General features: G+C 62.1%; 18 protein-coding genes and 3 rRNA genes. 6 read left to right on the top strand and 15 right to left on the bottom strand.

Annotated elements, in window-relative coordinates; genetic code table 11:
* Positions 1-6 precede the first annotated feature (6 nt).
* On the bottom strand, positions 7-2,625 hold the full coding sequence (glgP, locus tag BB28_RS07140; RefSeq protein WP_046252988.1) for an alpha-glucan family phosphorylase: 2,619 nt from the start codon (positions 2,623-2,625) through the stop codon (positions 7-9).
* A gap of 169 nt (positions 2,626-2,794) precedes the next feature.
* Here glgP and BB28_RS07135 point away from each other — a divergent pair, with 169 nt between their 5' ends.
* Genes BB28_RS07135 through BB28_RS07125 form a run of 3 tightly spaced genes read left to right on the top strand, consistent with a single transcriptional unit; the run spans position 2,795 to position 8,589 of the window.
* On the top strand, positions 2,795-4,876 hold the full coding sequence (locus tag BB28_RS07135) for an alpha-1,4-glucan--maltose-1-phosphate maltosyltransferase (RefSeq protein ID WP_046255612.1): 2,082 nt from the start codon (positions 2,795-2,797) through the stop codon (positions 4,874-4,876).
* A 17-nt stretch (positions 4,877-4,893) separates the two neighbouring features.
* The gene (gene glgB, locus BB28_RS07130; protein ID WP_046255611.1) at positions 4,894-7,080 is read left to right on the top strand and encodes a 1,4-alpha-glucan branching protein GlgB; all 2,187 of its coding nucleotides are present in this window, start codon (positions 4,894-4,896) and stop codon (positions 7,078-7,080) included.
* A gap of 54 nt (positions 7,081-7,134) precedes the next feature.
* Positions 7,135-8,589 (top strand): neutral zinc metallopeptidase, encoded by a 1,455-nt coding sequence (locus tag BB28_RS07125; RefSeq protein ID WP_046252987.1) that lies wholly within the window; start codon positions 7,135-7,137, stop codon positions 8,587-8,589.
* A 24-nt stretch (positions 8,590-8,613) separates the two neighbouring features.
* Here BB28_RS07125 and BB28_RS07120 read toward each other — a convergent pair whose 3' ends face one another.
* The 3 genes from BB28_RS07120 to BB28_RS07110 all read right to left on the bottom strand — a co-directional run bounded on the left by BB28_RS07120 (position 8,614) and on the right by BB28_RS07110 (position 11,180).
* Positions 8,614-9,519: a tetratricopeptide repeat protein gene (locus tag BB28_RS07120; protein ID WP_191985265.1), complete on the bottom strand. Its 906-nt coding sequence runs from the start codon at positions 9,517-9,519 to the stop codon at positions 8,614-8,616.
* Between the two features lie 67 nt (positions 9,520-9,586).
* The gene (locus BB28_RS07115) at positions 9,587-9,940 is read right to left on the bottom strand and encodes a DUF3817 domain-containing protein (RefSeq protein ID WP_046252985.1); all 354 of its coding nucleotides are present in this window, start codon (positions 9,938-9,940) and stop codon (positions 9,587-9,589) included.
* A 61-nt stretch (positions 9,941-10,001) separates the two neighbouring features.
* A complete protein-coding gene (locus BB28_RS07110; protein WP_046252984.1) occupies positions 10,002-11,180 on the bottom strand; it encodes an acetyl-CoA C-acetyltransferase in 1,179 nt (392 codons plus the stop codon).
* Between the two features lie 60 nt (positions 11,181-11,240).
* On the opposite strand from BB28_RS07110, the gene mce reads away from it, so the two are divergent.
* Positions 11,241-11,714, top strand: coding sequence for a methylmalonyl-CoA epimerase (mce, locus tag BB28_RS07105; RefSeq protein WP_046252983.1), 474 nt, complete (start codon positions 11,241-11,243; stop codon positions 11,712-11,714).
* On the opposite strand, the gene BB28_RS24465 is transcribed toward mce, so the two are convergent.
* Together BB28_RS24465 and nucS are read right to left on the bottom strand one after the other, a co-directional pair.
* On the bottom strand, positions 11,711-12,016 hold the full coding sequence (locus BB28_RS24465; protein WP_046252982.1) for a hypothetical protein: 306 nt from the start codon (positions 12,014-12,016) through the stop codon (positions 11,711-11,713). The genes mce and BB28_RS24465 overlap by 4 nt on opposite strands.
* A 29-nt stretch (positions 12,017-12,045) precedes the next feature.
* On the bottom strand, positions 12,046-12,735 hold the full coding sequence (nucS, locus tag BB28_RS07095) for an endonuclease NucS (RefSeq protein ID WP_030094910.1): 690 nt from the start codon (positions 12,733-12,735) through the stop codon (positions 12,046-12,048).
* Between the two features lie 36 nt (positions 12,736-12,771).
* Here nucS and BB28_RS07090 point away from each other — a divergent pair, with 36 nt between their 5' ends.
* Positions 12,772-14,382 carry an adenylate/guanylate cyclase domain-containing protein gene (locus BB28_RS07090; RefSeq protein ID WP_046252981.1) on the top strand — a complete coding sequence of 537 codons (1,611 nt, stop codon included), beginning with the start codon at positions 12,772-12,774 and terminating at the stop codon, positions 14,380-14,382.
* Positions 14,383-14,400: 18 nt separating this feature from the next.
* On the opposite strand, the gene BB28_RS07085 is transcribed toward BB28_RS07090, so the two are convergent.
* From BB28_RS07085 to murA, 5 genes are all read right to left on the bottom strand, one after another.
* Complete coding sequence (locus BB28_RS07085) at positions 14,401-15,270, bottom strand: DUF4436 domain-containing protein (protein ID WP_046252980.1); 870 nt, start codon at positions 15,268-15,270, stop codon at positions 14,401-14,403.
* A 92-nt stretch (positions 15,271-15,362) separates the two neighbouring features.
* Positions 15,363-15,479 (bottom strand): 5S ribosomal RNA (gene rrf, locus BB28_RS07080).
* 80 nt (positions 15,480-15,559) lie between these two features.
* A 23S ribosomal RNA gene (locus BB28_RS07075) occupies positions 15,560-18,674 on the bottom strand.
* Between the two features lie 296 nt (positions 18,675-18,970).
* Positions 18,971-20,486: ribosomal RNA gene (locus BB28_RS07070) — 16S ribosomal RNA — on the bottom strand.
* The 16S, 23S and 5S rRNA genes sit together here, the layout of an rRNA operon.
* A 609-nt stretch (positions 20,487-21,095) precedes the next feature.
* Positions 21,096-22,349, bottom strand: a complete 1,254-nt coding sequence (gene murA / locus BB28_RS07060; RefSeq protein ID WP_030094907.1) for a UDP-N-acetylglucosamine 1-carboxyvinyltransferase — start codon at positions 22,347-22,349, stop codon at positions 21,096-21,098.
* A gap of 84 nt (positions 22,350-22,433) precedes the next feature.
* Here murA and BB28_RS07055 point away from each other — a divergent pair, with 84 nt between their 5' ends.
* Complete coding sequence (locus BB28_RS07055) at positions 22,434-23,009, top strand: cob(I)yrinic acid a,c-diamide adenosyltransferase (protein ID WP_046255610.1); 576 nt, start codon at positions 22,434-22,436, stop codon at positions 23,007-23,009.
* Here BB28_RS07055 and BB28_RS07050 read toward each other — a convergent pair.
* The 4 genes from BB28_RS07050 to BB28_RS07035 form a co-directional block, all read right to left on the bottom strand.
* Positions 23,006-23,428 carry a DUF2550 domain-containing protein gene (locus BB28_RS07050; protein ID WP_046252979.1) on the bottom strand — a complete coding sequence of 141 codons (423 nt, stop codon included), beginning with the start codon at positions 23,426-23,428 and terminating at the stop codon, positions 23,006-23,008. The two genes, BB28_RS07055 and BB28_RS07050, sit on opposite strands and share 4 nt — an antisense overlap.
* A gap of 64 nt (positions 23,429-23,492) precedes the next feature.
* Positions 23,493-23,858 carry a F0F1 ATP synthase subunit epsilon gene (locus tag BB28_RS07045; RefSeq protein WP_046252978.1) on the bottom strand — a complete coding sequence of 122 codons (366 nt, stop codon included), beginning with the start codon at positions 23,856-23,858 and terminating at the stop codon, positions 23,493-23,495.
* Between the two features lie 33 nt (positions 23,859-23,891).
* The gene (atpD, locus tag BB28_RS07040; protein ID WP_030094903.1) at positions 23,892-25,322 is read right to left on the bottom strand and encodes a F0F1 ATP synthase subunit beta; all 1,431 of its coding nucleotides are present in this window, start codon (positions 25,320-25,322) and stop codon (positions 23,892-23,894) included.
* A gap of 14 nt (positions 25,323-25,336) precedes the next feature.
* Entirely contained in the window at positions 25,337-26,269 is a 933-nt protein-coding gene (locus BB28_RS07035; RefSeq protein ID WP_046252977.1) for a F0F1 ATP synthase subunit gamma, read from the bottom strand.
* Between the last annotated feature and the right edge of the window lie 6 nt (positions 26,270-26,275).

Raw genomic sequence — 26,275 nt, 5'->3', positions numbered from 1 at the left:
GTGCCGTTAGTGCTCCAGATCGCTGGCGGCCAGCACCGCCAGACCAAGCTCGCTATCGCCGGCCAGCAGCGGATGATGCGGAAGCACCCGCACCGTGTATCCCACCGACCCGGACACCGGCAAGGTGGTCGTGGTGGAGAAGGTTTCCACCCCACCGTCGCGACTGCCGGTGTGCGCCATCGGGACAATCACCGATTCGGAAAGCTTGTCGTCCAGGTCCACTCGCCCGATCACCGCCTGCACGGCGACCTCCGAGGGCGCCAGTCCGGAAAGCTGAACCGATGCGGTGAGCGTCAACGGTGACCCCAGCAGCGGGGTGTCCGGCAGGCCCGAACTGTCGACATCGGTGATGACCAGCGAGGGCCATACCTGCTGCACTCGTTCGCGATAGCGCGCCAACTCCTTGGCCGGGGCGAACGAATGATCGGCACCGACGGTGGCACGCAACGACTTGGCCGCGGGGGCGTAGTAGCCGACGGTGTAATCGCGAACCATCCTGGATGCCAAAACCTTTGGCCCCAACTTCTCCAGGGTGTGTCGAACCATCTCGACCCAGCGTTGCGGCGTGCCGTGCTCATCGCGCTCATAGAATTTGGGCGCCACCTTTTGCGCCAGTAGCTCATAGAGCGCCGCGGCTTCCAGATCGTCGCGTCGAGTGTCATCGGTGACCCCGTCGGCCGTCGGTATTTCCCAACCGTTTTCGCCGTCGTACCACTCGTCCCACCATCCGTCACGGATGGACAGGTTGAGCCCGCCGTTGAGTGCGCTCTTCATCCCCGAGGTCCCGCACGCCTCAAGCGGACGCAGCGGATTGTTCAACCACACGTCGCAGCCGAAGTACAGATAGCGGGCCATCGACATGTCGTAGTCGGGAAGGAAGGTGATCCGGTGCCGCACGTCCGCCTGGTCGGCGAACCTGACGATCTGCTGGATGAGCCCCTTACCGCCGTCGTCGGCGGGATGCGATTTACCGGCCACGATCAGCTGCACCGGATGCTTCTCGTCCAGGAGTAGCTCGCGCAGCCGTTCCGGGTTACGCAGCATCAGCGTGAGCCGCTTGTACGTCGGGACGCGGCGGGCGAACCCGATGGTCAGCACACCCGGGTCGAAGGCATCGTCCACCCAGCCCAACTCGGCCTCGGCCGCGCCGCGCTGCAGCCACGACGCACGTATCCGCCGTCGCACATCCTGAATCAGCTGCTCGCGCAACTGTGATCGGATCCACCAGATGTGTCCGGGGTCTACCTCGTGAATCCGCTCCCATCCGCTGGCGTCGTTGAACGCCTCAGCACCGACGAGCTGCTGCCCCAGCTCCAGCCACTGCGGCGCTGCCCAAGTGGGCGCGTGCACGCCGTTGGTGATCGATCCGATGGGTACCTCGGCGGCGTCGAATGACGGCCACAGTCCGTTGAACATCGACCGGCTCACCTGGCCGTGCAGGAGCGACACACCGTTGGCGCGCTGCGCCAGCCGCAGCCCCATATGAGCCATGTTGAACGTGGAGGGGTCGTCCTCCGCACCCAGGGCGATGATGCGATCCACCGGCACACCGGGCAGCAGCGTGGAATCACCGGATTCCCCGAAGTATCGACGCACCAAGTCCACCGGGAAGCGGTCGATTCCGGCGGGAACCGGTGTGTGCGTGGTGAACACGGTGCTGGACCGGACCACTGTCAAGGCCGTTTCCACGTCCAGTCCATGCTGCCCGATGTACTCGCGAATGCGCTCGAGCCCCAGGAACCCAGCATGACCCTCATTGGTGTGGAACACCTCGGGAGATGACGCGCCAGAGGAGGTGACATACGCACGAATGGCACGTACTCCGCCGATACCGGCCAGAATTTCCTGCTTGATGCGGTGGTCCTGATCGCCGCCGTATAGCCGGTCGGTGACGTAGCGCAGTTCCCGATCGTTCTCCGCGATATCGGAATCCAAGAGCAGCAGCGGAATCCGGCCCACCTGAGCAACCCAGATGCGCGCCGAGAGCACCCGGTCCTGCGGCATCGGCACCGTGATGAGGATCGGGGTGCCATCGTCATGTGCCAGCAGCCGCAACGGCAGACCGGCCGGGTCGATCAGCGGATACTGCTCGGTCTGCCAACCGTCGGCGGTCAGCGACTGCCGGAAGTATCCCGACCGGTAGTGCAACCCCACCGCGATGAGCGGCAGACCCAGATCGGAGGCGGCCTTAAGGTGATCGCCGGCCAAGATGCCCAAGCCACCGGAGTAGTTCGGCAGCACCTCGGAGACGCCGAACTCCATCGAGAAGTACGCGATCGCGGCGGGCAGGACGGCACCCTCGGCGCCCTCGTCACTGTCCCGCTCCAGCTGACGCTGGTACCACATGGGGCGATTCAGATAGTCATGAAGATCACCCGCCAGGGCCGCCACCCTGTCGACGAAACCGTCATCGGCGGCCAGCTCGTCGAGCCGTTGCGCCGGGACCGACCCCATGACTGCAACCGGATCGTGGTTGGTCTGCTCCCACAGCTGGTGATCGATATCGGCGAAGAGATCCCGGGTGGGTTGATGCCACGACCAGCGCAGGTTGTTGGATAACTCGCCCAGCGCCGCCAACCGCTCCGGAAGATGGGCACGAACCGTGAATCGACGTAGGGCTTTCACCCTTCAGAACCTTACTGAGATTTCGGTGGATCGCATGCCCGGCGGAAATTCCGCACCGATACGCGATGCTGTGGCAGTTCCCTCTCGCACGCCTGCGGGCGTGTCGGCGAAGCCTCTGGTCCGCGCTTCTGCACCGCACCGCAAGGGCCCGTCTACTACGGTGGACGTGGTGACCGGACGCATAGGCATCGATGATGTCGCCCCCGCGATCTCCGGTGGGCGCTATCCGGCCAAGGCCGTCGTGGGTGAGGTCGTCCCCGTGGCGGCAACTGTGTGGCGCGAAGGCCATGAGGCCGTCGCCGCGACACTGGTGGTGCGGTCCCTCGGGCCCAGCTACCCGCAGCTCTCCGAGGGCCCGTTGCGCCGGATCTCGGCGCCCCGCGAGAAGGACACCACCGCGACGCGAATCAAACCGCTGCATATCCCGATGCGGCCGGGTGGGGCGCTCGATCGATTCCATGCCAGCTTCGTCCCGGACCGGGAAGGGCTGTGGACCTTCCGGGTCGATGGATGGGGTGACCCGATCACAACCTGGCGCCACAATGTCGAGGCCAAACTGGAAGCAGGGCAGGGCGCTGCCGAGTTGGCCAACGATCTGGAGATCGGTGCGCGCCTGTTCGAGCGCGCGGCGGCCGGAGTGCCACGGAAACGTCGGGGGCCGCTGCTGGCCTCGGCGGAAGCGCTGCGCACTCAGGACGACCCGGGGGCTCGCTTTCAGCATGCGCTCTCCGATGAGGTGCAGGTACTGCTTGCCGAGTTCCCGCTGCGCGATCTACTTACTCGCGGAACTCAGTACGGCATCTGGGTTGACCGCACTCGGGCGCTGTACGGCTCCTGGTACGAACTGTTCCCGCGCTCCACCGGCGGAGTGGGACCGGACGGACGGCCCATGCACGGCACGCTGGCGACCGCATCGGCCGACCTCGCACGGGTCGCCGCGATGGGATTCGATGTGGTGTATCTACCGCCGGTGCACCCGATCGGCGAGATCAACCGCAAGGGCCGCAACAACAATCCGATCGCCGAGCCCGGTGAAGTCGGTTCACCGTGGGCCATCGGCAGTGCTGCGGGAGGTCACGACGCGATCCATCCCGAGCTGGGAACCCTCAAGGACTTCGACCGGTTCGTGTCCACCGCGCGCAAGCTGGGCCTGGAAGTGGCGCTGGACTTGGCATTGCAGTGCGCACCGGATCACCCGTGGGTCAACGCCCATCCCGAGTGGTTCACCGAGCTCCCCGACGGCACCATCGCCTACGCGGAAAATCCTCCCAAGAAGTACCAGGACATCTATCCCCTGAACTTCGACACCGATCCTGCCGGCCTGTACACCGAGGTGCTGCGTGTCGTGCAGCACTGGATTGCCCATGGCGTCAAGATATTTCGGGTAGATAATCCACACACCAAGCCGCCGGACTTCTGGCAGTGGCTGATCGGCGAGGTCAAGGCGGCCGATCCCGACGTGTTGTTCCTGTCCGAGGCGTTCACTCGCCCGGCTCGTCTCTACGGTCTGGCCCGGCTCGGCTTCACCCAGTCGTACACCTACTTCACCTGGCGCACCGCCAAATCCGAGATCGCCGAGTTCGGCAAAGAAATCGCCGCGCAGGCGGACCTGGCACGCCCGAATCTCTTCGTCAACACCCCCGACATCTTGCACGCGAGCCTTCAGTACGGCGGCCCGGGCATGTTCGCGATCCGTGCCATCCTCGCCGGCACCTTGAGCCCGACCTGGGGCGTTTACTCCGGATACGAACTCTACGAACATGTCCCGTTGCGCGAGGGCAGCGAGGAATACCTGGACTCGGAGAAGTACCAGCTACGTCCCCGCGATTACAAGGGCGCTGCCGCGCGCGGCGAATCACTGGAGCCATTCATCACCCGACTCAACGAGATCCGCCGACTACATCCGGCATTGCAACAGCTGCGCAACATCACCTTCCACCACGTCGAGAACGACGCTCTGCTGGCGTACTCCAAGTTCGACCCGGTAACCGGCGATGCCGTCCTGATCGTGGTGAATCTCAACCCCTTCGGTGCCGAGGACGGCACCATCTGGCTCGACCTGCCCGCACTCGGCCTCGATTGGCATGAAACGTTCTGGGTGCGTGACGAGCTCACCGGCGAGCAATACCGCTGGGGCCAAGCCAACTATGTCCGACTGGACCCCCTGACCCCGTCTCGGCAAGTGGCGCACATCCTGAATCTGCCACAGGTCCGCGAGTCGGCCCGGACGCACTTGGTGTTCCGCCCGTGACCTCACCTACGACCTTCCTGAAACCGGACGCCGCCGATCTCGCCAGGCTGGTGGCGGGCACCCACCACAATCCGCACTCAATTCTCGGCGCGCATGAGTATGCCAACGCGGGCGGCAAGGGGCACACTGTCATTCGCGCGTTCAAACCTGGTGCCACCGCGGTGGCCGCGGTGGTGGGCGACGAGCTGCACCCCATGACCGACCTCGGGTCCGGACTGTTCGGGGTAGCTCTGCCCTTCCTGAACCTCCTCGACTACCGCCTCGACGTCGACTACAGCGGCACGCCGCTGATCATCGCCGATGCATACCGATTCCTGCCCACGTTGGGCGAAGTGGATCTGCACCTGTTCAACGAGGGCCGCCACGAGCGACTCTGGGAAATCCTTGGTGCGCATCCACGCTCGTTCGTGACGGCGGACGGTGAGGTCAGCGGGATCTCCTTTGCGGTGTGGGCACCCAACGCGCACGGGGTCTCGGTAATCGGCGATTTCAATGGGTGGAACGGCAACGACGCCCCCATGCGAACCCTGGGATCCTCCGGAGTCTGGGAACTGTTCTGGCCGGGAATGACGCTCGGTTCGCTGTACAAGTTCCGCGTGCACGGCGCCGATGGGTCGGTGACCGATCGCGCCGACCCGTTCGCGTTCGCGACCGAATTGCCGCCGGCCACCGCATCGCGGGTGACCACGTCGTCGTACTCCTGGCAGGACGAGGAATGGATGTCCCGGCGTACCACCGGCAACCCGGTGTTCGAGCCCATGAGTACCTACGAGGTGCATCTGGCATCGTGGCGCCCCGGACTCTCCTATCGGGAGCTAGCCCGCGAGCTCACCGACTATGTACTGGCACAAGGTTTCACTCATGTCGAGCTGCTGCCGGTGGCCGAACATCCCTTCGGTGGGTCCTGGGGCTACCAGGTGACCTCGTATTACGCCCCCACCTCGAGGCTGGGCACGCCCGACGACTTCCGCTACCTGGTCGATGCCCTGCACCGGGCGGGAATCGGCGTCATCGTCGATTGGGTACCCGCACACTTTCCCAAGGATGCGTGGGCACTGGCCCGCTTCGACGGAACACCCCTATACGAACACGCCGACCCACACCGGGCTGAGCAGCTGGACTGGGGCACATATGTTTTCGACTTCGGCCGCCCCGAGGTTCGCAACTTCCTGGTCGCCAACGCCCTGTTCTGGCTCGATCAGTTCCACATCGACGGGCTGCGAGTCGATGCCGTCGCGTCGATGCTCTACCTGGACTACTCACGCCCCGCGGGTGGCTGGACACCGAACATTCACGGCGGCCGAGAGAATCTCGAGGCGGTGCAGTTCCTGCAGGAGATGAACGCCACCGTGCACAAGCTGCATCCCGGGATTGTCACGGTGGCCGAGGAATCCACCTCCTGGCCGGGCGTCACCCGGGCGACCAGCCTTGGCGGCCTTGGCTTTTCCATGAAATGGAACATGGGGTGGATGCACGACACCCTGGGCTACCTCGGGCGCGATCCCATCCATCGCAGCTTCCATCACCATGAGATGACCTTCTCGATGCTGTATGCGTTCAGCGAGAATTTCGTGCTGCCGATCAGCCATGACGAGGTGGTGCACGGCAAGGGCACGCTGTGGACCCGCATCCCCGGTGACGATCACGCCAAGGCCGCGGGCCTGCGCTGCCTACTGGCCTACATGTGGGCACACCCCGGAAAGCAGCTGCTATTTATGGGTCAGGAGTTCGGTCAGCGGGCCGAATGGTCTGATGAGCGCGGTGTCGACTGGTTCCAGCTGGGCGAGGACGGATACTCCTCAGGAATCGCGGCGTTGACTGCCGACCTGAATTCGGCCTACCAGCAGCGTCGCGCATTGTGGTCACAAGACACCGCCCCCCAGGGATATTCGTGGATCGACGCCAACGATTCCGCCAACAACGTGCTGAGCTTCCTGCGCTTCGGCGACGACGGTTCGGTGTTGGCCTGCATCTTCAACTTCGCGGGCATCGAGCACGCCAGCTACCGGGTGGGGTTGCCCCTGACCGGACGCTGGCGTGAGGTCATCAACACCGACGCACTGCAGTACCACGGCAGCGGAGTAGGAAACCTGGGCGAAGTCATCGCCGAGGCGAACCCGTGGCACGGCCGCCCGGCCTCAGCCACGCTGGCCCTGCCACCGGCCGCCGCAATCTGGCTGGAACCCATCTCCGGGGAGCTGTAGACAACATTAGGATGCGCTAGACGCAAACTCGCGCGTAGTTAAAGGGGTGGCTCGATGTCCAAACGCTGGGTGGCGCTGCTGGTGGGGCTGGTGCTGGTGATCACGTCGTGTGGCCGTCCACTCGGTGGGCAACCTCAATCGATCTACGCCGACCCGCTGCGCGTGGCGGGTATGCCTGCGGTCGATGGCCCCTCCGGCATGAAGCCCGGCGTCCAGGTTCCCCAACGCAAGATCGAGAACACCGACAACGGTGAGATCGACGATTACGTCAAGGTGTCCCTGGCGGACATTGAGGATTTCTGGACGCAGTTCTACGGCGATTCGTTCGCCAACTTCCGGCCGGTATCCCGGCTCATCTCGGTCGACTCACGTAAAGAGAACGGCAGCATCAGGTTCTGCGGGGGCAACCTGAACGACTTCATCAATGCCGCGTTTTGTCCACCGGAGAACTCATTCGCGTGGGATCGCGGCCAGCTGTTCCCCTACCTGCGTAAGCAAATGGGCGACATGGCGATGAACACCGTCATGGCCCACGAGTACGGACACTCGATCCAGTATCACGCTCAGCTGATCACTCCGATCGACGATCCGAAGATGACCAAGGATCAGGTCGAGTACCTCGTCGACCTCACTCAGGAGCAGCAAGCCGACTGCTTCTCCGGCGCCTACCTGCGCTGGGTCACGCAGGGGGATTCGCCACGATTCACTTTGAACACCGCCGACGGGCTTAACAAGGTCACGGCCGCGATGATCGCGATCCGCGACAATGACACCAGCAAGAAGTGGGCCATCCACGGTTCGGCCTTCGAGCGGGTCTCGGCCTTTCAGTTCGGGTTCACCGACGGCCCTATGGCCTGCAAGCGCATCGATGCCCGCGAGATCCTCAAGCGCCGCGGCGAGCTGCCCAAGGGCCTGGGCGTGGGGCCCAACGGCGACAACTGGCCGATAAACCCGGACACCATCGATGCGGTGCTGACCGCTGCCTCACAGGTGTTCCCCATGGATAACCCTCCCAAGGCGGTATACGGCGACGGGAAATGCTCCGACGGTTCGGGCACCGCACCGGCCTCGTTCTGCCCCAACGACAATACGATTGCCCTGGATCCCAAGGCCCTGCAGAAGATGGCCACCCCCGTGTCGGACCGCGCGCTGTTCTCCGCGCAAGTCAACGGCGACTATTCGGCGTTCAGCGTGATCGTCTCGCGCTACGCACTGGCGGCGGAAAAGGCCGCGGGGCTGGAGACCGAGGGAATCATGACCGGGTTACGCACCGCATGCCTGACCGGATACTTCACCTCGCGGGCTGCCGGCAGGGGCATCGTGACCCCCCGCGCACCGGTCATCCTCTCCGGCGGCGACCTCGACGAGGCTGTCTCCGAATTGCTTTCCAGCGGTAGGGCTTCCAGCGACGCGAAGGGTGAGACAGCCCCCTCCGGATTCTCCCGTATCGACGCCTACCGAATTGGCGTCCTGGGCAATGACCAGACCTGCGCCAAACGCTTCCCGTAGCCGCGGGACCGGACAGGGGCAGATTCAGAACAGGGCGTTGGCGAGCTTGCGCCGCCCGGCGACCACCGCGGGATCGGCCGGATCAAACAGCTCGAACAGCTCCAGCAGCCGGGCACGCACCTTGGCGCGTTCGTCGTCTCTGGTCACGCGAACAAGTGCGATGAGCCTGTCGAAGGCCGAGTCCGGCTGCTGCGAAAGCACTTCCACGTCGGCAGCAGCCAATCCGGCATCGATGTCACCGGGTGCGGCATCGGCGACATCGACCGCATCCTGAGGGTGGGCCGTCGCCCGGATCAGGAACTCGATCTGACGCACCGACGCGGTTGCCTCGGCAGCGACCACACCGGTGGCGCCGTCGTCCAGCAGACCTTGATAGGCGGCACGGGCAGCCTCGAAATCTCCGGAGTCGAGGGCATCACGCGCCGCGGCGAGCGCCGGGTCGGTACTTTCTGCGGCGTATTCGGAGTCCTCGGCGCCCTCTCCGTCCGGCGCAGTGTCGTCGGGCAGCTTGCCGGCGACCGCGTCGAGAATGGAGTCGAGCCACCGCCGCAGCTGATCGGCGGGCTGAGGTCCCGCGAAGCTGGTGATGGGCCGCCCGGCAGCCACCGCCACCACGGTAGGCACCGCCTGCACACCGAAGACCTGTGCGATCTGCGGGCTGGTGTCGACGTTCACCCGCGCCAGGGCCCACGTGCCGCGGTCTTCCGCGACCAGGTCGCCCAGGGTGGCGGCCAGTGCCGCCGAGGCCTCGCTACGTGGCGATCCCAGGAGCACGATGACCGGGACACGATTGGACTGCGCCAGTACTTCGGCTTCGAGATTCGCCTCGGTTACCTCGACGGTCCATGCATCCCCGGCCGAAGGCTCGCGAGGAGCCGTGGGCTCCTGCGCGCGCTGCTTGAGAGCAGAGAGGTCGACAGCTCCGGACATGGCGGCAGCCATCGCGGGACGTGGTCGGGTCACGCTGTCCAGTCTGTCACGGCTCACGGTCTGCGCACTACGGCCCAGCGTCGCCCGCCGTCGCCGACCCCGCGACGGGCAATTTACCCGTCTTATCAGCCCATATGACAAAGATCACACTGCACAATGGGGCAACCCCAGCTAACAGTGCGAGCAACCAGGTGAGCGGAGTCCAGCGGTACTCGCGACCCGCGAGGAATCCCAACACCAGGTATGCGATGAAGACGATGCCGTGGATCCAGCCGAAGACCTTCACACCGATCTCGTTACCCGGATCCGGCACGTACTTGAAGAACATTCCGGTGAGCAGACCTGCCCAGCTGATGGCCTCGAGCAACGCGACGGTGCGAAACCTGCTGGCGGTGCTGCGCAGGTCGAAAAGCTGTGTCATGCCCTCAGTCTGCCCGATACAGCGCCCGACACATCACCGATCTACTACGTCGCGTCGTAAATCACACCCGCACGATCAGGGCATCACCCTGACCGCCGCCACCGCACAGCGCAACCACACCGATTCCGCCGCCGCGGCGCTTGAGCTCCTGCGCCAGGTGCAAAGTGATCCGGGCACCCGACATTCCGATGGGGTGGCCGATGGCGATCGCTCCGCCGTTGACGTTGACCTTGGCCGGGTCGATACCCAAGTCCTTCACCGAGGCCAAGCCCACCAGTGCGAAGGCCTCATTGATCTCGACCAGATCGAGCTGCTCGGGGGAAATCCCTTCCCGCTCACAGGCCTTCCGAATGGCGTTGGCCGGTTGCAGCTGCAGGCTGGAATCGGGGCCGGCGACCACGCCATGTGCACCGATCTCGGCGATCCACTCCAGTCCCTCGCGCTCCGCGCGCTCCTTGCTCATCACCACCACCGCGCAGGCGCCGTCGGAGATCGGCGAGGACGACCCCGCCGTGATGGTGCCGTCCTTACTGAACGCCGGGCGCAGCCCCGCCAGCGACGCCGCGGTGGTGTCCGCGCGGATGCCCTCGTCCTCGGCGAACTCGATCGGATCACCCTTGCGCTGCGGAATCTGAACCGAGACCACCTCGTCGGCGAAGACACCGTCCTTCCACGCACGGGCGGCATTCTGATGCGAGCGCGCCGCGAACTCGTCTTGCTCCTCGCGGGTGAACTTGTCGGAGGCATTGCGCTGTTCGGTGAGGATGCCCATCGCCTGGTCGGTGAAGGCATCATGCAGGCCGTCGAAGGCCATGTGGTCAACGAGCGTCACATCGCCGTACTTGAAACCGAAGCGGCTCTTGGGCAGCAGATGCGGAGCGTTGGTCATCGATTCCTGCCCACCGGCGACGACAACCTCGAACTCACCGGCCCGAATCAGCTGGTCAGCCAGCGCAATGGCATCGACGCCCGAGAGGCACACCTTGTTGATGGTGAGCGCCGGCACATCCATACCGATTCCACCGGCAACGGCGGCCTGGCGTGCGGGAATCTGGCCGGCGCCCGCGGTGAGGACCTGGCCCATGATCACGTAATCGACCGCAGACGGCGCCACCTTGGCCTTCTCCAGGGCGCCTTTGATGGCGATACCGCCGAGCTGAGCGCCCGAGAAGTCCTTCAGCGATCCCTGGAAGCGGCCAACGGGAGTACGCGCTCCAGCAACAATCACGGACGTGCTCATTGAATCTCCTTAATACTGCTCGAGTGGACGCCGTTTTCTGGAACGCGTTACCGTTGCGTTATGACGACATCGTCTCCTCTTGATGTTCCCTCGATCCTATCGACCGGTCTGGTGACCGCGATCGACCACGTAGGCATCGCGGTCCCCGACCTGGACGTCGCAATCGAGTGGTACCACGAACACCTGGGCATGATCCTGGTGCACGAGGAGATCAACGAGGGGCAGGGTGTCCGCGAGGCGATGCTGTCCTTCCCCGGAGCAGAACCCGGCAGCTCACAGATCCAGCTGATGGCACCGCTGAATGAGTCCTCACCGATCGCCAAGTTCTTGAGCACCAAGGGAGCCGGCCTGCAGCAGCTGGCCTACCGCGTCACCGATATCGATGCGCTGTCCGATCAGCTCCGCGCCGCGGGCGTGCGAGTGCTGTACGACGAGCCGCGCATCGGCACCGCGAACTCACGGATCAACTTCCTGCATCCCAAGGACACCGGCGGCGTGCTCATCGAACTCGTCCAGCCGACGCAGTCACACTAGCTCCAACGTCGCGTCGGGCTCCGATTCGCGCGGTTACTCCAGCACGGCGTATGCCAGTGCCGGCGGTCTTCCACTCCCCTGTCTTGTCCCTCGGAGACGGGCCACACCACTACATGGGCTACACCGATCGCGATCTCATGATCACAGCCGGGACAGCGATAGACCTTGATCGCGCGTGCTGCGGCGATCGGGCGCACTCGGTAGTCCAGCCCGTCGGTCCCCTGCTCGACCTGGTCACGGCCTAGAGGCGGCATACCGGCACGGTCGGCCGCAGCCCGGCGCGGCGGATGTCGGCGGCCCATGCGGTGATTCTATGAGTGGTGGGGCGATTTCAGAACAAACGGAATTCGTCTGAGTCCATTCCCCGCATCGCGTCGTAGTCCAGTGTGAGACAACGGATTCCGCGGTCTTCGGCAAGAGTGCGAGCCTGCGGCTTGATCTGCTGTGCGGCGAAGACGCCGGCAACGGGCGCCAGCGTGGTGTCCCGGTTGAGCAGTTCGAGATAGCGGGTGAGCTGCTCGACGCCGTCGATCTCACCACGGCGCTTGATCTCGACCGCAACGGTCGCACCGTCGGCGTCCCGACACAGCAGATCAACCGGCCCGATCGGCGTCATGTACTCGCGCCGCACCAGGGTGTATCCGTCGCCGAGCAGCGCGACGTGCTCGGCGAGCAACTCCTGCAGGTGCGCCTCGACTCCATCCTTGACCAATCCGGGGTCGACCCCGAGCTCGTGGGCCGAGTCGTGCTCGATGTTCTCGATGGTGATCCGCAGCTGTTCACCGGCCTTGTTCTCCACCACCCAGACGGTCGAGGCACCCGCTTCGGCAGACTCCTCATTCTCCGTCTCGACGAGCCAGCACGGCGGGCTCATCCAGTTCAGCGGCTTGTAGGCGCGGTCATCGGCGTGCACGCTCACCGAACCATCGGCCTTGATGAGCAGGAGCCGCTTGGCGGACGGAAGGTGGGCGGTGAGCCGACCGACATAATTAACGGTGCATTGGGCTACGACGAGACGCACCGGCCCACTGTATAGGGAGTTAGGCTGGCGACAACTATGGCAAACGAGTCGATTCGCGCAGTGTCGCGCCGGGTGGGCCGTGCCTTGGGCGCGATCACCGGGCAGACCGGCCGACTCGAGGCCGGCGACGGGTACGGATCGTGGCTGCTGGGCCGCTATGACGAAAGCACCCTCATCCAGCGCATCCGCATCCAGCTGATGTTGACCGTGTTCGTGGTGGCCGCCAACCTGATTGGTGTCGCCGTCGTCATACTGCTGGTGCTCGTCGCGGTGCCCGACCCCAACGTCTTCGATGCGCCCTGGTGGATCCAATTCGTGATCGTTCCGGTGTATGTGACGCTCGCGGTCCTCATCGGCGCCGTCTGGGGCACTCGCCGGATCTTCAAGGTGGTGCGGTGGGCCATCGAGGAACGCGAGCCCACCAAGGCCGACCAGCGCAACGCGTTCGCGGTCCCGCGGCGGCTGACGGTCGTCGAGGCGATTCTGTGGGCGGGCGGGACCGCCTTGTTCACCACGCTCTACGGACTGCAAGATCCGCTCTACATCCCCAAAATATTCTTCGCGGTGGGGTTCAGCGGCGTGGTTGTCTGCGCGGCCAATTATTTGTTTACCGAGTTCGCGATGCGGCCCGTTGCCGCACGAGCACTCGAAGCCGGGTACCGCCGAAGGCGGCTCGCCTCGGGAATCATGGTGCGCACCATGCTGGCCTGGCTGTTGGGATCCGGCGTGCCCGCCTTCGGCATCATGCTCGCCGGTGTCGGAGCGCTGATCTTCGGCAACTTCACGGTCAACCAACTTGCGGTGGCAGTCATCATCCTGGCGTCGTTCCCAGTGGTGTTCGGACTGATCCTCATCTGGATCGCGTCCTGGATGACGGCCGCCCCCGTCAAAGAAGTGCAGGCCGCACTCAAGCGCGTCGAACAAAACGATCTGGACGTCAACCTGGTCGTCTATGACGGCACCGAATTGGGCGAGCTGCAGGCAGGCTTCAACACCATGGCAGAGGGCCTACGCGAACGTGAGCGCGTCCGGGACCTCTTCGGCAAGCATGTCGGCCGTGAGGTCGCCGCCGCCGCCGAATTGCAACAGCCCGCGCTCGGTGGCGAGGAACGCCACGTCGCAGTCCTTTTCGCCGACATCGTCGGGTCCACCCAGCTCGCCGCGACACGGCCTGCCATTGAGGTGGTCGCGCTACTGAACCGATTCTTCACCGTCGTCGTCGAAGAAATCGACCGATACGAGGGCATGGTCAACAAGTTCGAGGGCGACGCCACACTCGCGGTGTTCGGAGCGCCTGTTCGGCAAGACCGCCCCGAGAGCCAGGCGCTCGCCGCTGCTCGCGCGATTGCCCGCCGACTACGGGCCGAGGTCCCCGAATGCCAAGCAGGCATCGGCGTCGCCTCGGGGCAGGCGGTGGCCGGAAACGTCGGCGCCCACGACCGTTTCGAATACACCGTGATCGGCGATCCGGTCAACGAAGCAGCCCGGCTCTGCGAGCTCTCCAAAACCGTGCCCGGGCACTTGGTGGCCTCGTTGGATACCGTACTGCGCGCGCACCATCGCGAGGCGCTGCACTGGCGTTCCGGCGATACCGTGACCTTGCGTGGCCGCACCGAGCCCACCGAGCTTGCGGTACCTGTTGCCTGAAAGCTGCCGCACCGCCTCCTATTCGGACTGCTTCCACCATGCTTCGACATAGAGCACCATCGCCACGACGAGTGCGATGAGCACCCACAGCACCAAGGCTTGATCTATCCACGCTCCCGGCGGCGGCGCCCCGGGCAGGATGTTCCGCAGCGGCACGATCGCGAACAACATGGTGCCGAACCACGTGGTGAGCGGCGGGTGGAACTTCTTCCTTCCCCTGACCGTCTCAATCGCCACAATCAGCGCCATCGTCGGAAGTGTGATCAACACAAGACAGATGCCGACATCGAATGCCAGCGTGCCACGAGCACGCACCAACGTAATTGTGGTCTGGTCGCCCTTGCCGGCGGGAGCCTGTGATGTCTCCGTCGACACGCGCCATCCGCCCAGGCTTCCGATCACTTCGATGCGCGCAGGCACCGTACGCCGCCCTTCACCGTTGCCCACCATGACCTCTGCGCGCAGCTTCTCGGTGGAGTACTCATCGAAGGGCCATGACTGCGCGTCACCCGTTGCGACCAGAGTGTCGTCCATAGCCGCGGGTAACGTGCCCCGCGGAAAATGCCGCTCCCCATAATCCAGCGATGACACCAATCGGACGGACATGTCCGCATTCAGCAGACCAAACGCGTCAAGGTTCGCTTTCGCGGGCAGCACCACGATCTCAGAATCCAACCGGTTATTTACCGTCCGCAGATCCTGCAGGTCGATCACCACCACCGTCTCGTTGTCCCGGGAAAGATCGAGATCCGCCGAAGCCGACCCAGAATGATGATCCAGCATCCGGTAGATGACAAGAAATCCGACGTAGATGACCAGCACGAGTACGACCGCACCTACGGTGGTGGCAGTTGGCTTCAGTTTGAAGCGCCCCTTCAATGCCTGCACAAGATTCCCATCTCTACCGTCGCGCTATTCGAAAAATCTAACAGCAGAAATGAAAACACCCCCCAGTTTCCTGGGGGGTGTTTCCAATTTATGTTCGGCGGTGTCCTACTCTTCCGTTCCGTGTTGAGAACAGTACCATCGGCGCTGAGAGGCTTAGCTTCCGGGTTCGGGATGGGACCGGGCGTTTCCCTCTCGCTGTGGCCGCCGTAACTCTTTCGTGTGATTAACACACAAGTTATCTGGTGGTGGAGTGTGGTCGTCAAATGACGACGAATAGTGGTTGCGATTTATTAGTAAGTTTTCGGTCGATTAGTGCCAGTTCCCTGAACGTATTACTACGCTTACAGGTCTGGCCTATTGAACCCATAGTCTGTGGGTGACCTTATCCCTCTAAAAGGGTAAGAAACCTGGTCTTGGAATAGGTTTCCCGCTTAGATGCTTTCAGCGGTTATCCTGTCCGAACGTAGCTATCCAGCCGTGCTCCTGGTGGAACAACTGGTACACCAGAGGTTCGTCCGTCCCGGTCCTCTCGTACTAGGGACAGGTTTCCTCAAGTTTCTGACGCGCGCGGCGGATAGAGACCGAACTGTCTCACGACGTTCTAAACCCAGCTCGCGTGCCGCTTTAATGGGCGAACAGCCCAACCCTTGGGACCTGCTCCAGCCCCAGGATGCGACGAGCCGACATCGAGGTGCCAAACCATCCCGTCGATATGGACTCTTGGGGAAGATCAGCCTGTTATCCCCGGGGTACCTTTTATCCGTTGAGCGACATCCCTTCCACTCAGAGATGCCGGATCACTAGTCCCGACTTTCGTCCCTGCTCGACTTGTAAGTCTCGCAGTCAAGCTCCCTTGTGCACTTGCACTCAACACCTGATTGCCGTCCAGGTTGAGGGAACCTTTGGGCGCCTCCGTTACATTTTGGGAGGCAACCGCCCCAGTTAAACTACCCACCAGGCACTGTCCCTGGACCGGATATACGGTCCGAGGTTAGAGGTTCAATACGATCAGAGTGGTATTTCAACGATGACTCCACAAACACTGGCGTGCCTGCTTCACAGTCTCCCACCTATCCTACACAAACCGAACCAAACGCCAATACCAAGCTATAGTGAAGGTCCCGGGGTCTTTTCGTCCTGCCGCGCGTAACGAGCATCTTTACTCGTAGTGCAATTTCGCCGAGTCTATGGTTGAGACAGTTGAGAAGTCGTTACGCCATTCGTGCAGGTCGGAACTTACCCGACAAGGAATTTCGCTACCTTAGGATGGTTATAGTTACCACCGCCGTTTACTGGGGCTTAAATTCTCCGCTTCACCCAAGGGTTAACGGGTCCTCTTAACCTTCCAGCACCGGGCAGGCGTCAGTCCGTATACATCGTCTTGCGACTTCGCACGGACCTGTGTTTTTAGTAAACAGTCGCTTCTCACTGGTCTCTGCGACCTCGTTCAGCTCACGGAGCAAGTCCGGTCACCAAGCGAGGTCCCCCTTCTCCCGAAGTTACGGGGGTATTTTGCCGAGTTCCTTAACCATAGTTATCTCGTACGCCTTAGTATTCTCTACCTGACCACCTGTGTTGGTTTGGGGTACGGGCCGTGTGTGAACTCACTAGAGGCTTTTCTTGGCAGCATAGGATCACTGAATTCGCCTCAATCGGCTATGCGTCACCTCTCAGGCTTAATGACATCCGGATTTACCTAGACGTCGCCCTACGGGCTTGCTCCGGTATAACCACTAACCGGTACAGCTACCTTCCTGCGTCACCCCATCGCTTGACTACTACCACCGAAGGTCCCACGCAGCGGGTTCACGTCGCACTCCGAAGAGATTGATCTAGAACCTTTTGGGTGGTTAGTACCGATGATTCATCATGGGCGCGCACACACGGGTACGGGAATATCAACCCGTTGTCCATCGACTACGCCTGTCGGCCTCGCCTTAGGTCCCGACTTACCCTGGGAGGACTAGCCTGGCCCAGGAACCCTTGGTCATTCGGCGGGCAAGTTTCTCACTTGCCTGTCGCTACTCATGCCTGCATTCTCACTCCCGCACCCTCCACTGCTGGATTACTCCGCAGCTTCGCTGGGTGCAGGACGCTCCCCTACCCATCCATGCCACTGCCCCGAAGGGAATGTATTGCATGAATGCCGCGGCTTCGGCGGTGTACTTGAGCCCCGCTACATTGTCGGCGCACAATCACTTGACCAGTGAGCTATTACGCACTCTTTCAAGGGTGGCTGCTTCTAAGCCAACCTCCTGGTTGTCTTTGCGACTGCACATCCTTTTCCACTTAGTACACGCTTAGGGGCCTTAGCCGGCGATCTGGGCTGTTTCCCTCTCGACGTACGGAGCTTCTCCCCCGCCGTCTCACTGCCGCGCTCTAACTTATTGGCATTCGGAGTTTGGCTGACGTCAGTAACCTAGTAGGGCCCATCGGCCATCCAGTAGCTCTACCTCCAATAAGAAACACGCGACGCTGCACCTAAATGCATTTCGGGGAGAACCAGCTATCACGGAGTTTGATTGGCCTTTCACCCCTACCCACAGCTCATCCCCTCAGTCTTCAACCTAAGTGGGTTCGGGCCTCCACGGCGTCTTACCGCCGCTTCACCCTGGCCATGGGTAGATCACTCCGCTTCGGGTCCAGAACACGCCACTATGGGCGCCCTATTCAGACTCGCTTTCGCTACGGCTACCCCTCACGGGTTAACCTCGCGACGTGTCCCTGACTCGCAGGCTCATTCTTCAAAAGGCACGCCATCACCCCACAAGGAGGCTTTGACGGATTGTAGGCACATGGTTTCAGGTACTATTTCACTCCCCTCCCGGGGTACTTTTCACCATTCCCTCACGGTACTAATCCGCTATCGGTCACTAGAGAGTATTTAGGCTTACCGGGTGGTCCCGGCAGATTCACAGCAGATTCCACGAGCCCGCTGCTACTCGGGATGAAGTACGAGACAGGTGTCGGATTTTCGCGTACCGGACTCTCACCGTCTGCGGCGGGCCGTCCCAGACCACTTCCGCTAATCACGACACTTTTTTACTGTCCGCCGGCCTGGTAGAACCGGCAAGTACAACTCCCACAACCCCGCACACACAACCCCTACCAGGTATCACATGCATGCGGTTTAGCCATCTTCCGCTTTCGCTCGCCACTACTCACGGAATCACGGTTGTTTTCTCTTCCTACGGGTACTGAGATGTTTCACTTCCCCGCGTTTCCTCCCAAAGCCTATATATTCAGCAGTGGGTAACACGACATCACTCGTGCTGGGTTTCCCCATTCGGACATCCTCGGATCAAAGCTCGGTTGGCAGCTCCCCGAGGCTTATCGCAGCCTCCTACGTCCTTCTTCGGCTTCTAGTGCCAAGGCATTCACCATGTGCCCTTAAGAACTTAGCTAATAAATTGCAAAAACTAACCTCACTCGTAAACGAGCGAGGTTTGTTAGATGCTCGCAACCACTATCCATAAGTCAAAGACCACACCCCACCACCAAGCAGGGTGACAACACAATGTGTTGCCTCAGGACCCAACAGTGTGCCAGCGTTTCAATTCTATTGACAGTCCGACGTTTTGCCGACTACCTATCCACGGGGTGGACAGGATTTATAAAACATATTCACCAAGCGAGTAACCACTACAGAAACTCGCTTTATGTTCCCAAGCTCATTCGGCTGGGAAATGGTGCTCCTTAGAAAGGAGGTGATCCAGCCGCACCTTCCGGTACGGCTACCTTGTTACGACTTCGTCCCAATCGCCGATCCCACCTTCGACAGCTCCCTCCAAAAGGTTAGGCCACTGGCTTCGGGTGTTACCGACTTTCATGACGTGACGGGCGGTGTGTACAAGGCCCGGGAACGTATTCACCGCAGCGTTGCTGATCTGCGATTACTAGCGACTCCGACTTCATGGGGTCGAGTTGCAGACCCCAATCCGAACTGAGACCAGCTTTAAGGGATTCGCTCCACCTTGCGGCTTCGCAGCCCTCTGTACTGGCCATTGTAGCATGTGTGAAGCCCTGGACATAAGGGGCATGATGACTTGACGTCATCCCCACCTTCCTCCGAGTTGACCCCGGCAGTCTCCTACGAGTCCCCGGCATTACCCGCTGGCAACATAGGACAAGGGTTGCGCTCGTTGCGGGACTTAACCCAACATCTCACGACACGAGCTGACGACAGCCATGCACCACCTGCACGCAGGCCACAAGGGAATACCTATCTCTAGATACGTCCTGCGCATGTCAAACCCAGGTAAGGTTCTTCGCGTTGCATCGAATTAATCCACATGCTCCGCCGCTTGTGCGGGCCCCCGTCAATTCCTTTGAGTTTTAGTCTTGCGACCGTACTCCCCAGGCGGGGTACTTAATGCGTTAGCTACGGCACGGATCCCAAGGAAGGAAACCCACACCTAGTACCCACCGTTTACGGCGTGGACTACCAGGGTATCTAATCCTGTTCGCTACCCACGCTTTCGCTCCTCAGCGTCAGTTACTGCCCAGAGACCCGCCTTCGCCACCGGTGTTCCTCCTGATATCTGCGCATTCCACCGCTACACCAGGAATTCCAGTCTCCCCTGCAGTACTCTAGTCTGCCCGTATCGCCCGCACGCCCACAGTTAAGCTGTGAGTTTTCACGAACAACGCGACAAACCACCTACGAGCTCTTTACGCCCAGTAATTCCGGACAACGCTCGGACCCTACGTATTACCGCGGCTGCTGGCACGTAGTTGGCCGGTCCTTCTTCTGTAGGTACCGTCACTTTCGCTTCGTCCCTACTGAAAGAGGTTTACAACCCGAAGGCCGTCATCCCTCACGCGGCGTCGCTGCATCAGGCTTGCGCCCATTGTGCAATATTCCCCACTGCTGCCTCCCGTAGGAGTCTGGGCCGTATCTCAGTCCCAGTGTGGCCGGTCACCCTCTCAGGCCGGCTACCCGTCGTCGCCTTGGTGGGCCATTACCCCACCAACAAGCTGATAGGCCGCGGGCTCATCCCACACCGCAAAAGCTTTGCACCACTCACCATGAAGTGTGTGGTCCTATCCGGTATTAGACCCAGTTTCCCAGGCTTATCCCAGAGTGCAGGGCAGATCACCCACGTGTTACTCACCCGTTCGCCACTCGAGTACCCCGAAGGGCCTTTCCGTTCGACTTGCATGTGTTAAGCACGCCGCCAGCGTTCGTCCTGAGCCAGGATCAAACTCTCCAAACAAAATTTAATCCCGACAAAACAACTGTCAAAAGAATTGTTATCGACATAAAATGTCTATATAAACACTGACACACTATTGAGTTCTCAAACAACACATTTAATTTGTTGTGGCTATGAATTCCGGAATTTCTTCCTTTATTCTCGCCTCCGCCTTTTCGGGCGGCTCGGAAACCGTATCAAGTTCGGTGAACTTGAGTCAAATTCCCGGTTTTGGCTGGTCACTTGCGCACCATCCAGTCGCCGACATTCTGGAATTTCTTCCTGAATTCCGACTTCCGCGCTTTCGGGCGGCTGGGAAACCGTATCAAGTTCGGTGAACTTGAGTCAAATTCCCGGTTTTGGCTGGTCACTTGCGCACCATCCGATCGCCGAGATATCTGAATTTCTTCTTCTATTTCGGCTTTCGCCCTTTGTAAGCGGCCCGGGAACCGTATCAAGTTCGGTGAACTTGAGTCAAACTCCGGGTTTTGGCTGGTCAACTGCGCACCAGCCTAAGGCCGGAATTTCGGAATCGCTTCCTTGTCCCGGCCTCGCTCATTCAGGGCAACCCGACCACTGTACCAAGTCCAATGAACTTGAGTCAACTTCGGGTTCTGGGGGTGGTCAGCGCTAGCTGACCCGCTCGACTTCGGCACCCAGGCTCTGGAGGTTCTCCACGAACAACGGGTAACCGCGGTCGATATGAAACACATCGTATACCTCGGTGACGCCATCCGCCACTAACCCCGCCAGCACGAGTCCCGCGCCGGCCCGGATATCGGACGACCAGACCGGCGCACTGGACAGTTGACGGATGCCCCTAACCACCGCGTGGTGCCCGTCAGTCCGCGCGTCGGCCCCCAGTCGCATCATCTCCTCGACAAAGCGGAACCGGGCCTCGAACACGTTCTCGGTGATCATAGAGGTGCCGTCGGCTATCGCTGCGAGCCCAATTGCCATGGGCTGCAAGTCAGTTGGGAATCCTGGGAACGGCAGAGTCGCCACGTTGATCGCTTTGGGACGCTCGTACTGAACCACGCGAAATCCGTTGTCGTTCTGGGTGACTGTGGCACCGGCGTCATGCAGCTTGTGCAGGACGAGCTGTAGGTGCTCCGGATCCACTCCCGTCACAGTGACATCGCCACGCGTCATCGCGGCAGCCAAACCCCAAGTGGCAGCGACGATTCGGTCTCCAATGACGCGATGCTCAGTGGGATGAAGCTTGGGAACACCGATCACCGTCAACGTCGACGTTCCAGCACCCTCTATCTGAGCACCCATCTGGACCAGCATGGTGCACAGGTCCACCACGTCCGGCTCGCGCGCGGCGTTGTGGATGGTGGTGACGCCATCCGCGAGAACCGCTGCCATCAAGATGTTCTCGGTTGCCCCCACGGAGGGGAACTCAAGCTGAATATCAGCCCCATGCAACGCTTTTGCCTCGGCGACCACGCATCCATGTTCGATGGTGCACTCCGCTCCAAGCTGTCGCAATCCCGCCTGATGCATGTCGAGTGGACGTGAGCCGATCGCATCTCCACCCGGTAACGCCACCTTGGCACGCCGGCAGCGCCCCACCAGGGGGCCCAGGACACACACCGAAGCCCGGAACTGCCGCACCGCCGCGAAATCGGCCTCGTACTTGGGTTCGTCCGGGGACGTGATCCTGACAACATCGCCCTCTAGTTCCACCGTGGCGCCCAATCCCCGCAGGACATCCGCCATCAGCGGCACATCGAGGATGTCCGGACAGTTGGTGATGGTGCTGGTTCCCTCGGCAAGAAGAGCGGCGGCCATCAGCTTGAGCACGCTGTTCTTGGCGCCGGTTACTGCCACGTTGCCGGTAAGCCGGGCGCCGCCGGTCACCAAGAAATGCTCGCTCACGCCCGACAGCGTAGCCGGGTAACGTTTCAAGACATGACCGATGAGGCCCCGGACCCGCAACGTGAGCGAGGATCATCGAGCGGTGTGCATCTGACTCGCATCTATACCCGCACCGGAGATGACGGAACCACGGGCCTGAGCGACTTCTCGCGTGTATCGAAGAGTGATCCGCGGCTCGCCGCATATGCCGACTGTGACGAGGCCAACGCCGCCATCGGCGTCGCGGTCGTGCTCGGGAACCCAAGTCAATCGGTCGGTTCGGTACTCCTGCAGATTCAGAACGATCTCTTTGACGCCGGCGCGGACCTGTCCACTCCCGTCGTGCCCGACCCCGAGTATCCGCCGCTGCGGATCACCCAGCCCTACATCGACCGTCTCGAGCGCTGGTGCGACGAGTACAACGCCGATCTGCCCAAACTGAATTCGTTTGTGCTGCCGGGCGGTACCCCACTATCCGGGTTGTTGCACGTGGCGCGCACCGTGGCCCGTCGGGCAGAACGTTCGGCCTGGGCGGCCATCGACGCCTATCCCGACAGCACCAATGTGCTCACCGCCAAGTACCTCAACCGGCTCTCGGATCTGTTGTTCATCCTGTCGCGGGTTGCCAACGACGGTAAGGACACTCTCTGGAAGCCCGGTGGGCCGGCGCAGCCCGCCTAACGCTCGCGACTGCGGCGTTCTGCACGCGGCGACGGCCGCGACTCGACCCAGGACATGAATGCGGTCAACGCACCGCGATCCAGTGCCATTTCGTAGGCGCGCGCACCATCGCGCAGCTGCAGCACCACGATCTCGGCCGTCATGATGTCGTACTCGTCACCGCGCGGAATCCGCCGGTCGATAATTTCCAGTTCACGCCGCGAGAGCTGGCGATCGGGCCAGAGCCGCACGCTGGAGAGCCGATAGAACTCGGCCTGAGATTCGCGATAGCGCATGACGCCGTGTCGCCAGCGGCCCTCCCCCACCTCCGGCACATCACGCAGCAGCGCCGCGGTGCCGCCATGCCGCAACTTGAGCAGACGAAAACTCAACGCAGCCACCGCCAAAGCAAGGACGGCGATGACCGATATCTCGATCATCGCCGTCACGCTCAAAAGCGGCTTCCTTAGTGCTTAATCAGGGATGTTGGCCGTGTGGGTACTGCTAAACCGTCTGGCCAAGGGCGCGCAGACGCGCGCGTCCCTGCGCCGCAACCCGTGGATCTTCAGAACCGGAATCGGTCTTGGCCTTGGACTCGTCGATATCCGCACGAGCCTGCGCGGACTCAACCAGAATGCTCACCTTGGTGTCGGTGATCGACAGGAATCCCCCGTCGATCGCCCACCACAGGTCATCATTGCCCTCACGCTCAATCTTCACCGCTGCATCGTCCACCAGCTGCGCCACCAACGGAATGTGGTGCGGCAGGATGCCGATTTCACCGGAGGTCGTGCGGGTAAAGACGAATGTGGCCTTACCCGACCAGATCTCACGCTCGACGGCGACAATCTCGACGTCAATCTCGGACATTCAGTGCACCTCCTTCAGATAGCTAGTGACGAATTACAGCTTGGCGCCGAGGCTTTCGGCCTTCTTCGCCAAGTCGTCCAGGCCACCGATGAGGAAGAACGCCTGCTCGGGCAGGTGATCGAACTCGCCCTTGGTGAGCTTGTCGAACGCCTCGATGGTCTCCTTGAGCGGCACGGTCGAGCCGGGCTGACCGGTGAACTGCTCGGCGGCCATCATGTTCTGGCTCAGGAAGCGCTCGATACGACGTGCGCGGCCCACCAGCTGCTTGTCCTCTTCCGACAGTTCGTCGATACCGAGGATGGCGATGATGTCCTGCAGGTCCTGGTAGCGCTGCAGAATCCGGATGACCTCCTGCGCGACGCGGTAGTGCTCGTCGCCCACGACGGACGGCAGCAGAATCGTCGACGACGAAGCCAGCGGGTCCACGGCCGGGAAGATGCCCTTGGAGAACACCGCACGAGAAAGCTCGGTGGTGGCATCCAGGTGCGCGAACGTGGTCGCCGGCGCCGGGTCGGTGTAGTCATCGGCGGGCACGTACACGGCCTGCATCGAGGTGATGGACCGGCCACGGGTCGAGGTGATGCGCTCCTGCAGCTCACCCATCTCGTCGGCCAGCGTCGGCTGGTACCCCACGGCCGAAGGCATACGACCCAGCAGGGTCGACACCTCGGAACCGGCTTGGGTGAACCGGAAGATGTTGTCGATGAACAGCAGCACGTCCTGGCCCTGCTCGTCGCGGAAGTACTCGGCCATGGTCAGCGCCGACAGGGCGACGCGCATACGCGTGCCGGGCGGCTCGTCCATCTGGCCGAACACCAACGCGGTGTCCTTGAGGACGTTGGCGTCGGCGAGCTCGACCCACAGGTCGTTGCCCTCACGGGTGCGCTCACCCACGCCGGCGAACACCGAGGTGCCACCGAAGTTGCGGGCGATGCGGTTGATCATCTCCTGGATCAGAACGGTCTTACCGACACCGGCACCACCGAACAGGGCGATCTTGCCACCACGCACGTACGGGGTCAGCAGGTCGACGACCTTGAGGCCGGTCTCCAGCATCTCGGTACGCGGCTCGAGCTGATCGAAGGCCGGAGGCTTGCGGTGGATGGACCACTTCTCGAAGTCGCTGCCGTAGCCCGGCTCGTCGAGGCAGTTGCCCAGGGCGTTGAACACGTGGCCCTTGACGCCGTCGCCGACCGGCACCGCGATGGTGTTACCGGTATTGATGACATCCACGCCGCGCACCAGACCATCGGTCGGCTGCATGGACACGGTGCGAACCAGGTTGTCGCCCAGATGCTGTGCCACCTCGAGGGTCAGCGTCTTGGCCATCGCCTCGTAGGTGATCTCGGCGTTGAGGGCGGAGAAGAGCGGCGGCACGGCGTCGCGCGGGAACTCCACGTCAACAACCGGGCCGGTAACGCGAACCACTCGCCCTACGGTCTTGTTAGCAGTTGGTGCGGTCATGTACTCGTCTCTTCCTAATGTTCGCTTGCGGCGGCCGAGGCAAGCGCGTCCACGCCGCCAACGATTTCACTGATTTCCTGGGTGATCTGGGCCTGGCGAGCGCGGTTGGCTTCCAGGGTGAGTCCCTTGATGAGCTCATCGGCGTTGTCCGTGGCGGCCTTCATGGCGCGCCGGCGGGATGCCGACTCCGAGGCTGCCGCCTCCAGCAGCGCCGCGTACACCCGGGTGGCCAGGTAACGAGGCAGCAGCGACGCGAAAAGCGTCGTGGCGTCAGGCTCGAACGAATACTGGGTGGTCGGGCCGGAAGCCTCACCGACGTATTCGATCTCCATCGGTGCGATCCGCTTGGCCACAGCCGACTGGGTCAGCATCGACTTGAACTCGGTGTAGACGATATGGAGCTCGTCCACACCCAGAATTCCGTCAGCGCCCGGATCGTCACCGTCATCATCGGCGCCCGACAGGAACGCGTCCACCAGCACGCCCGCGATCTCTTGAGCATGTGCGTACTCGGGTCGCTCGGAGAACCCCGTCCAGGAATCCGTGACCGTGCGGCCCCGGAACTTGTAGAAGTTCAGTGCCTTACGGCCGATCACGTAGATCACCGGAGTCTTGCCCTGTTCGCGCAGCAGCGCGAAGAGTTCCTCGGCGACGCGGAGCACGTTGGCGTTGTAACCACCGCAGAGCCCACGGTCCGATGACACGATCAGCACGCCGGCCCGCTTGGGCTCGGCCCGCTCCACCAATAGCGGGTGATCCAGCGCCGCGTCATCGGCGAGCGCGGTGAGCACGTTCGTGATCTCGTTCGCGTACGGCCGGGCAGCCACCACGCGAGCCTGCGCCTTGGAGATACGCGATGTCGCGATCAGCTCTTGCGCCTTGGTGATCTTCTTGATCGACCCGGCGGATTTGATCCGCCGGCGCAATTCTCGGATTTGTGCAGCCATGGCTGA

Source organism: Mycobacteroides chelonae CCUG 47445 (genome assembly GCF_001632805.1).
GTDB lineage: Bacteria > Actinomycetota > Actinomycetes > Mycobacteriales > Mycobacteriaceae > Mycobacterium > Mycobacterium chelonae.
This window is presented reverse-complemented; position numbering and strand designations above follow the sequence as displayed.

Excerpts from the sequence above, each read along its gene's own strand:
- BB28_RS07050 (WP_046252979.1), bottom strand. The coding sequence starts at position 23,428 with ATGATCGAGATATCGGTCATCGCCGTCCTTGCTTTGGCGGTGGCTGCG.
- BB28_RS24465 (WP_046252982.1), bottom strand. The coding sequence starts at position 12,016 with ATGGGCCGCCGACATCCGCCGCGCCGGGCTGCGGCCGACCGTGCCGGT.
- BB28_RS07120 (WP_191985265.1), bottom strand. The coding sequence starts at position 9,519 with ATGTCCGGAGCTGTCGACCTCTCTGCTCTCAAGCAGCGCGCGCAGGAG.
- BB28_RS07125 (WP_046252987.1), top strand. The coding sequence starts at position 7,135 with ATGTCCAAACGCTGGGTGGCGCTGCTGGTGGGGCTGGTGCTGGTGATC.
- BB28_RS07045 (WP_046252978.1), bottom strand. The coding sequence starts at position 23,858 with ATGTCCGAGATTGACGTCGAGATTGTCGCCGTCGAGCGTGAGATCTGG.
- mce (WP_046252983.1), top strand. The coding sequence starts at position 11,241 with ATGACGACATCGTCTCCTCTTGATGTTCCCTCGATCCTATCGACCGGT.
- BB28_RS07115 (WP_046252985.1), bottom strand. The coding sequence starts at position 9,940 with ATGACACAGCTTTTCGACCTGCGCAGCACCGCCAGCAGGTTTCGCACC.
- BB28_RS07090 (WP_046252981.1), top strand. The coding sequence starts at position 12,772 with ATGGCAAACGAGTCGATTCGCGCAGTGTCGCGCCGGGTGGGCCGTGCC.
- BB28_RS07035 (WP_046252977.1), bottom strand. The coding sequence starts at position 26,269 with ATGGCTGCACAAATCCGAGAATTGCGCCGGCGGATCAAATCCGCCGGG.
- atpD (WP_030094903.1), bottom strand. The coding sequence starts at position 25,322 with ATGACCGCACCAACTGCTAACAAGACCGTAGGGCGAGTGGTTCGCGTT.
- BB28_RS07110 (WP_046252984.1), bottom strand. The coding sequence starts at position 11,180 with ATGAGCACGTCCGTGATTGTTGCTGGAGCGCGTACTCCCGTTGGCCGC.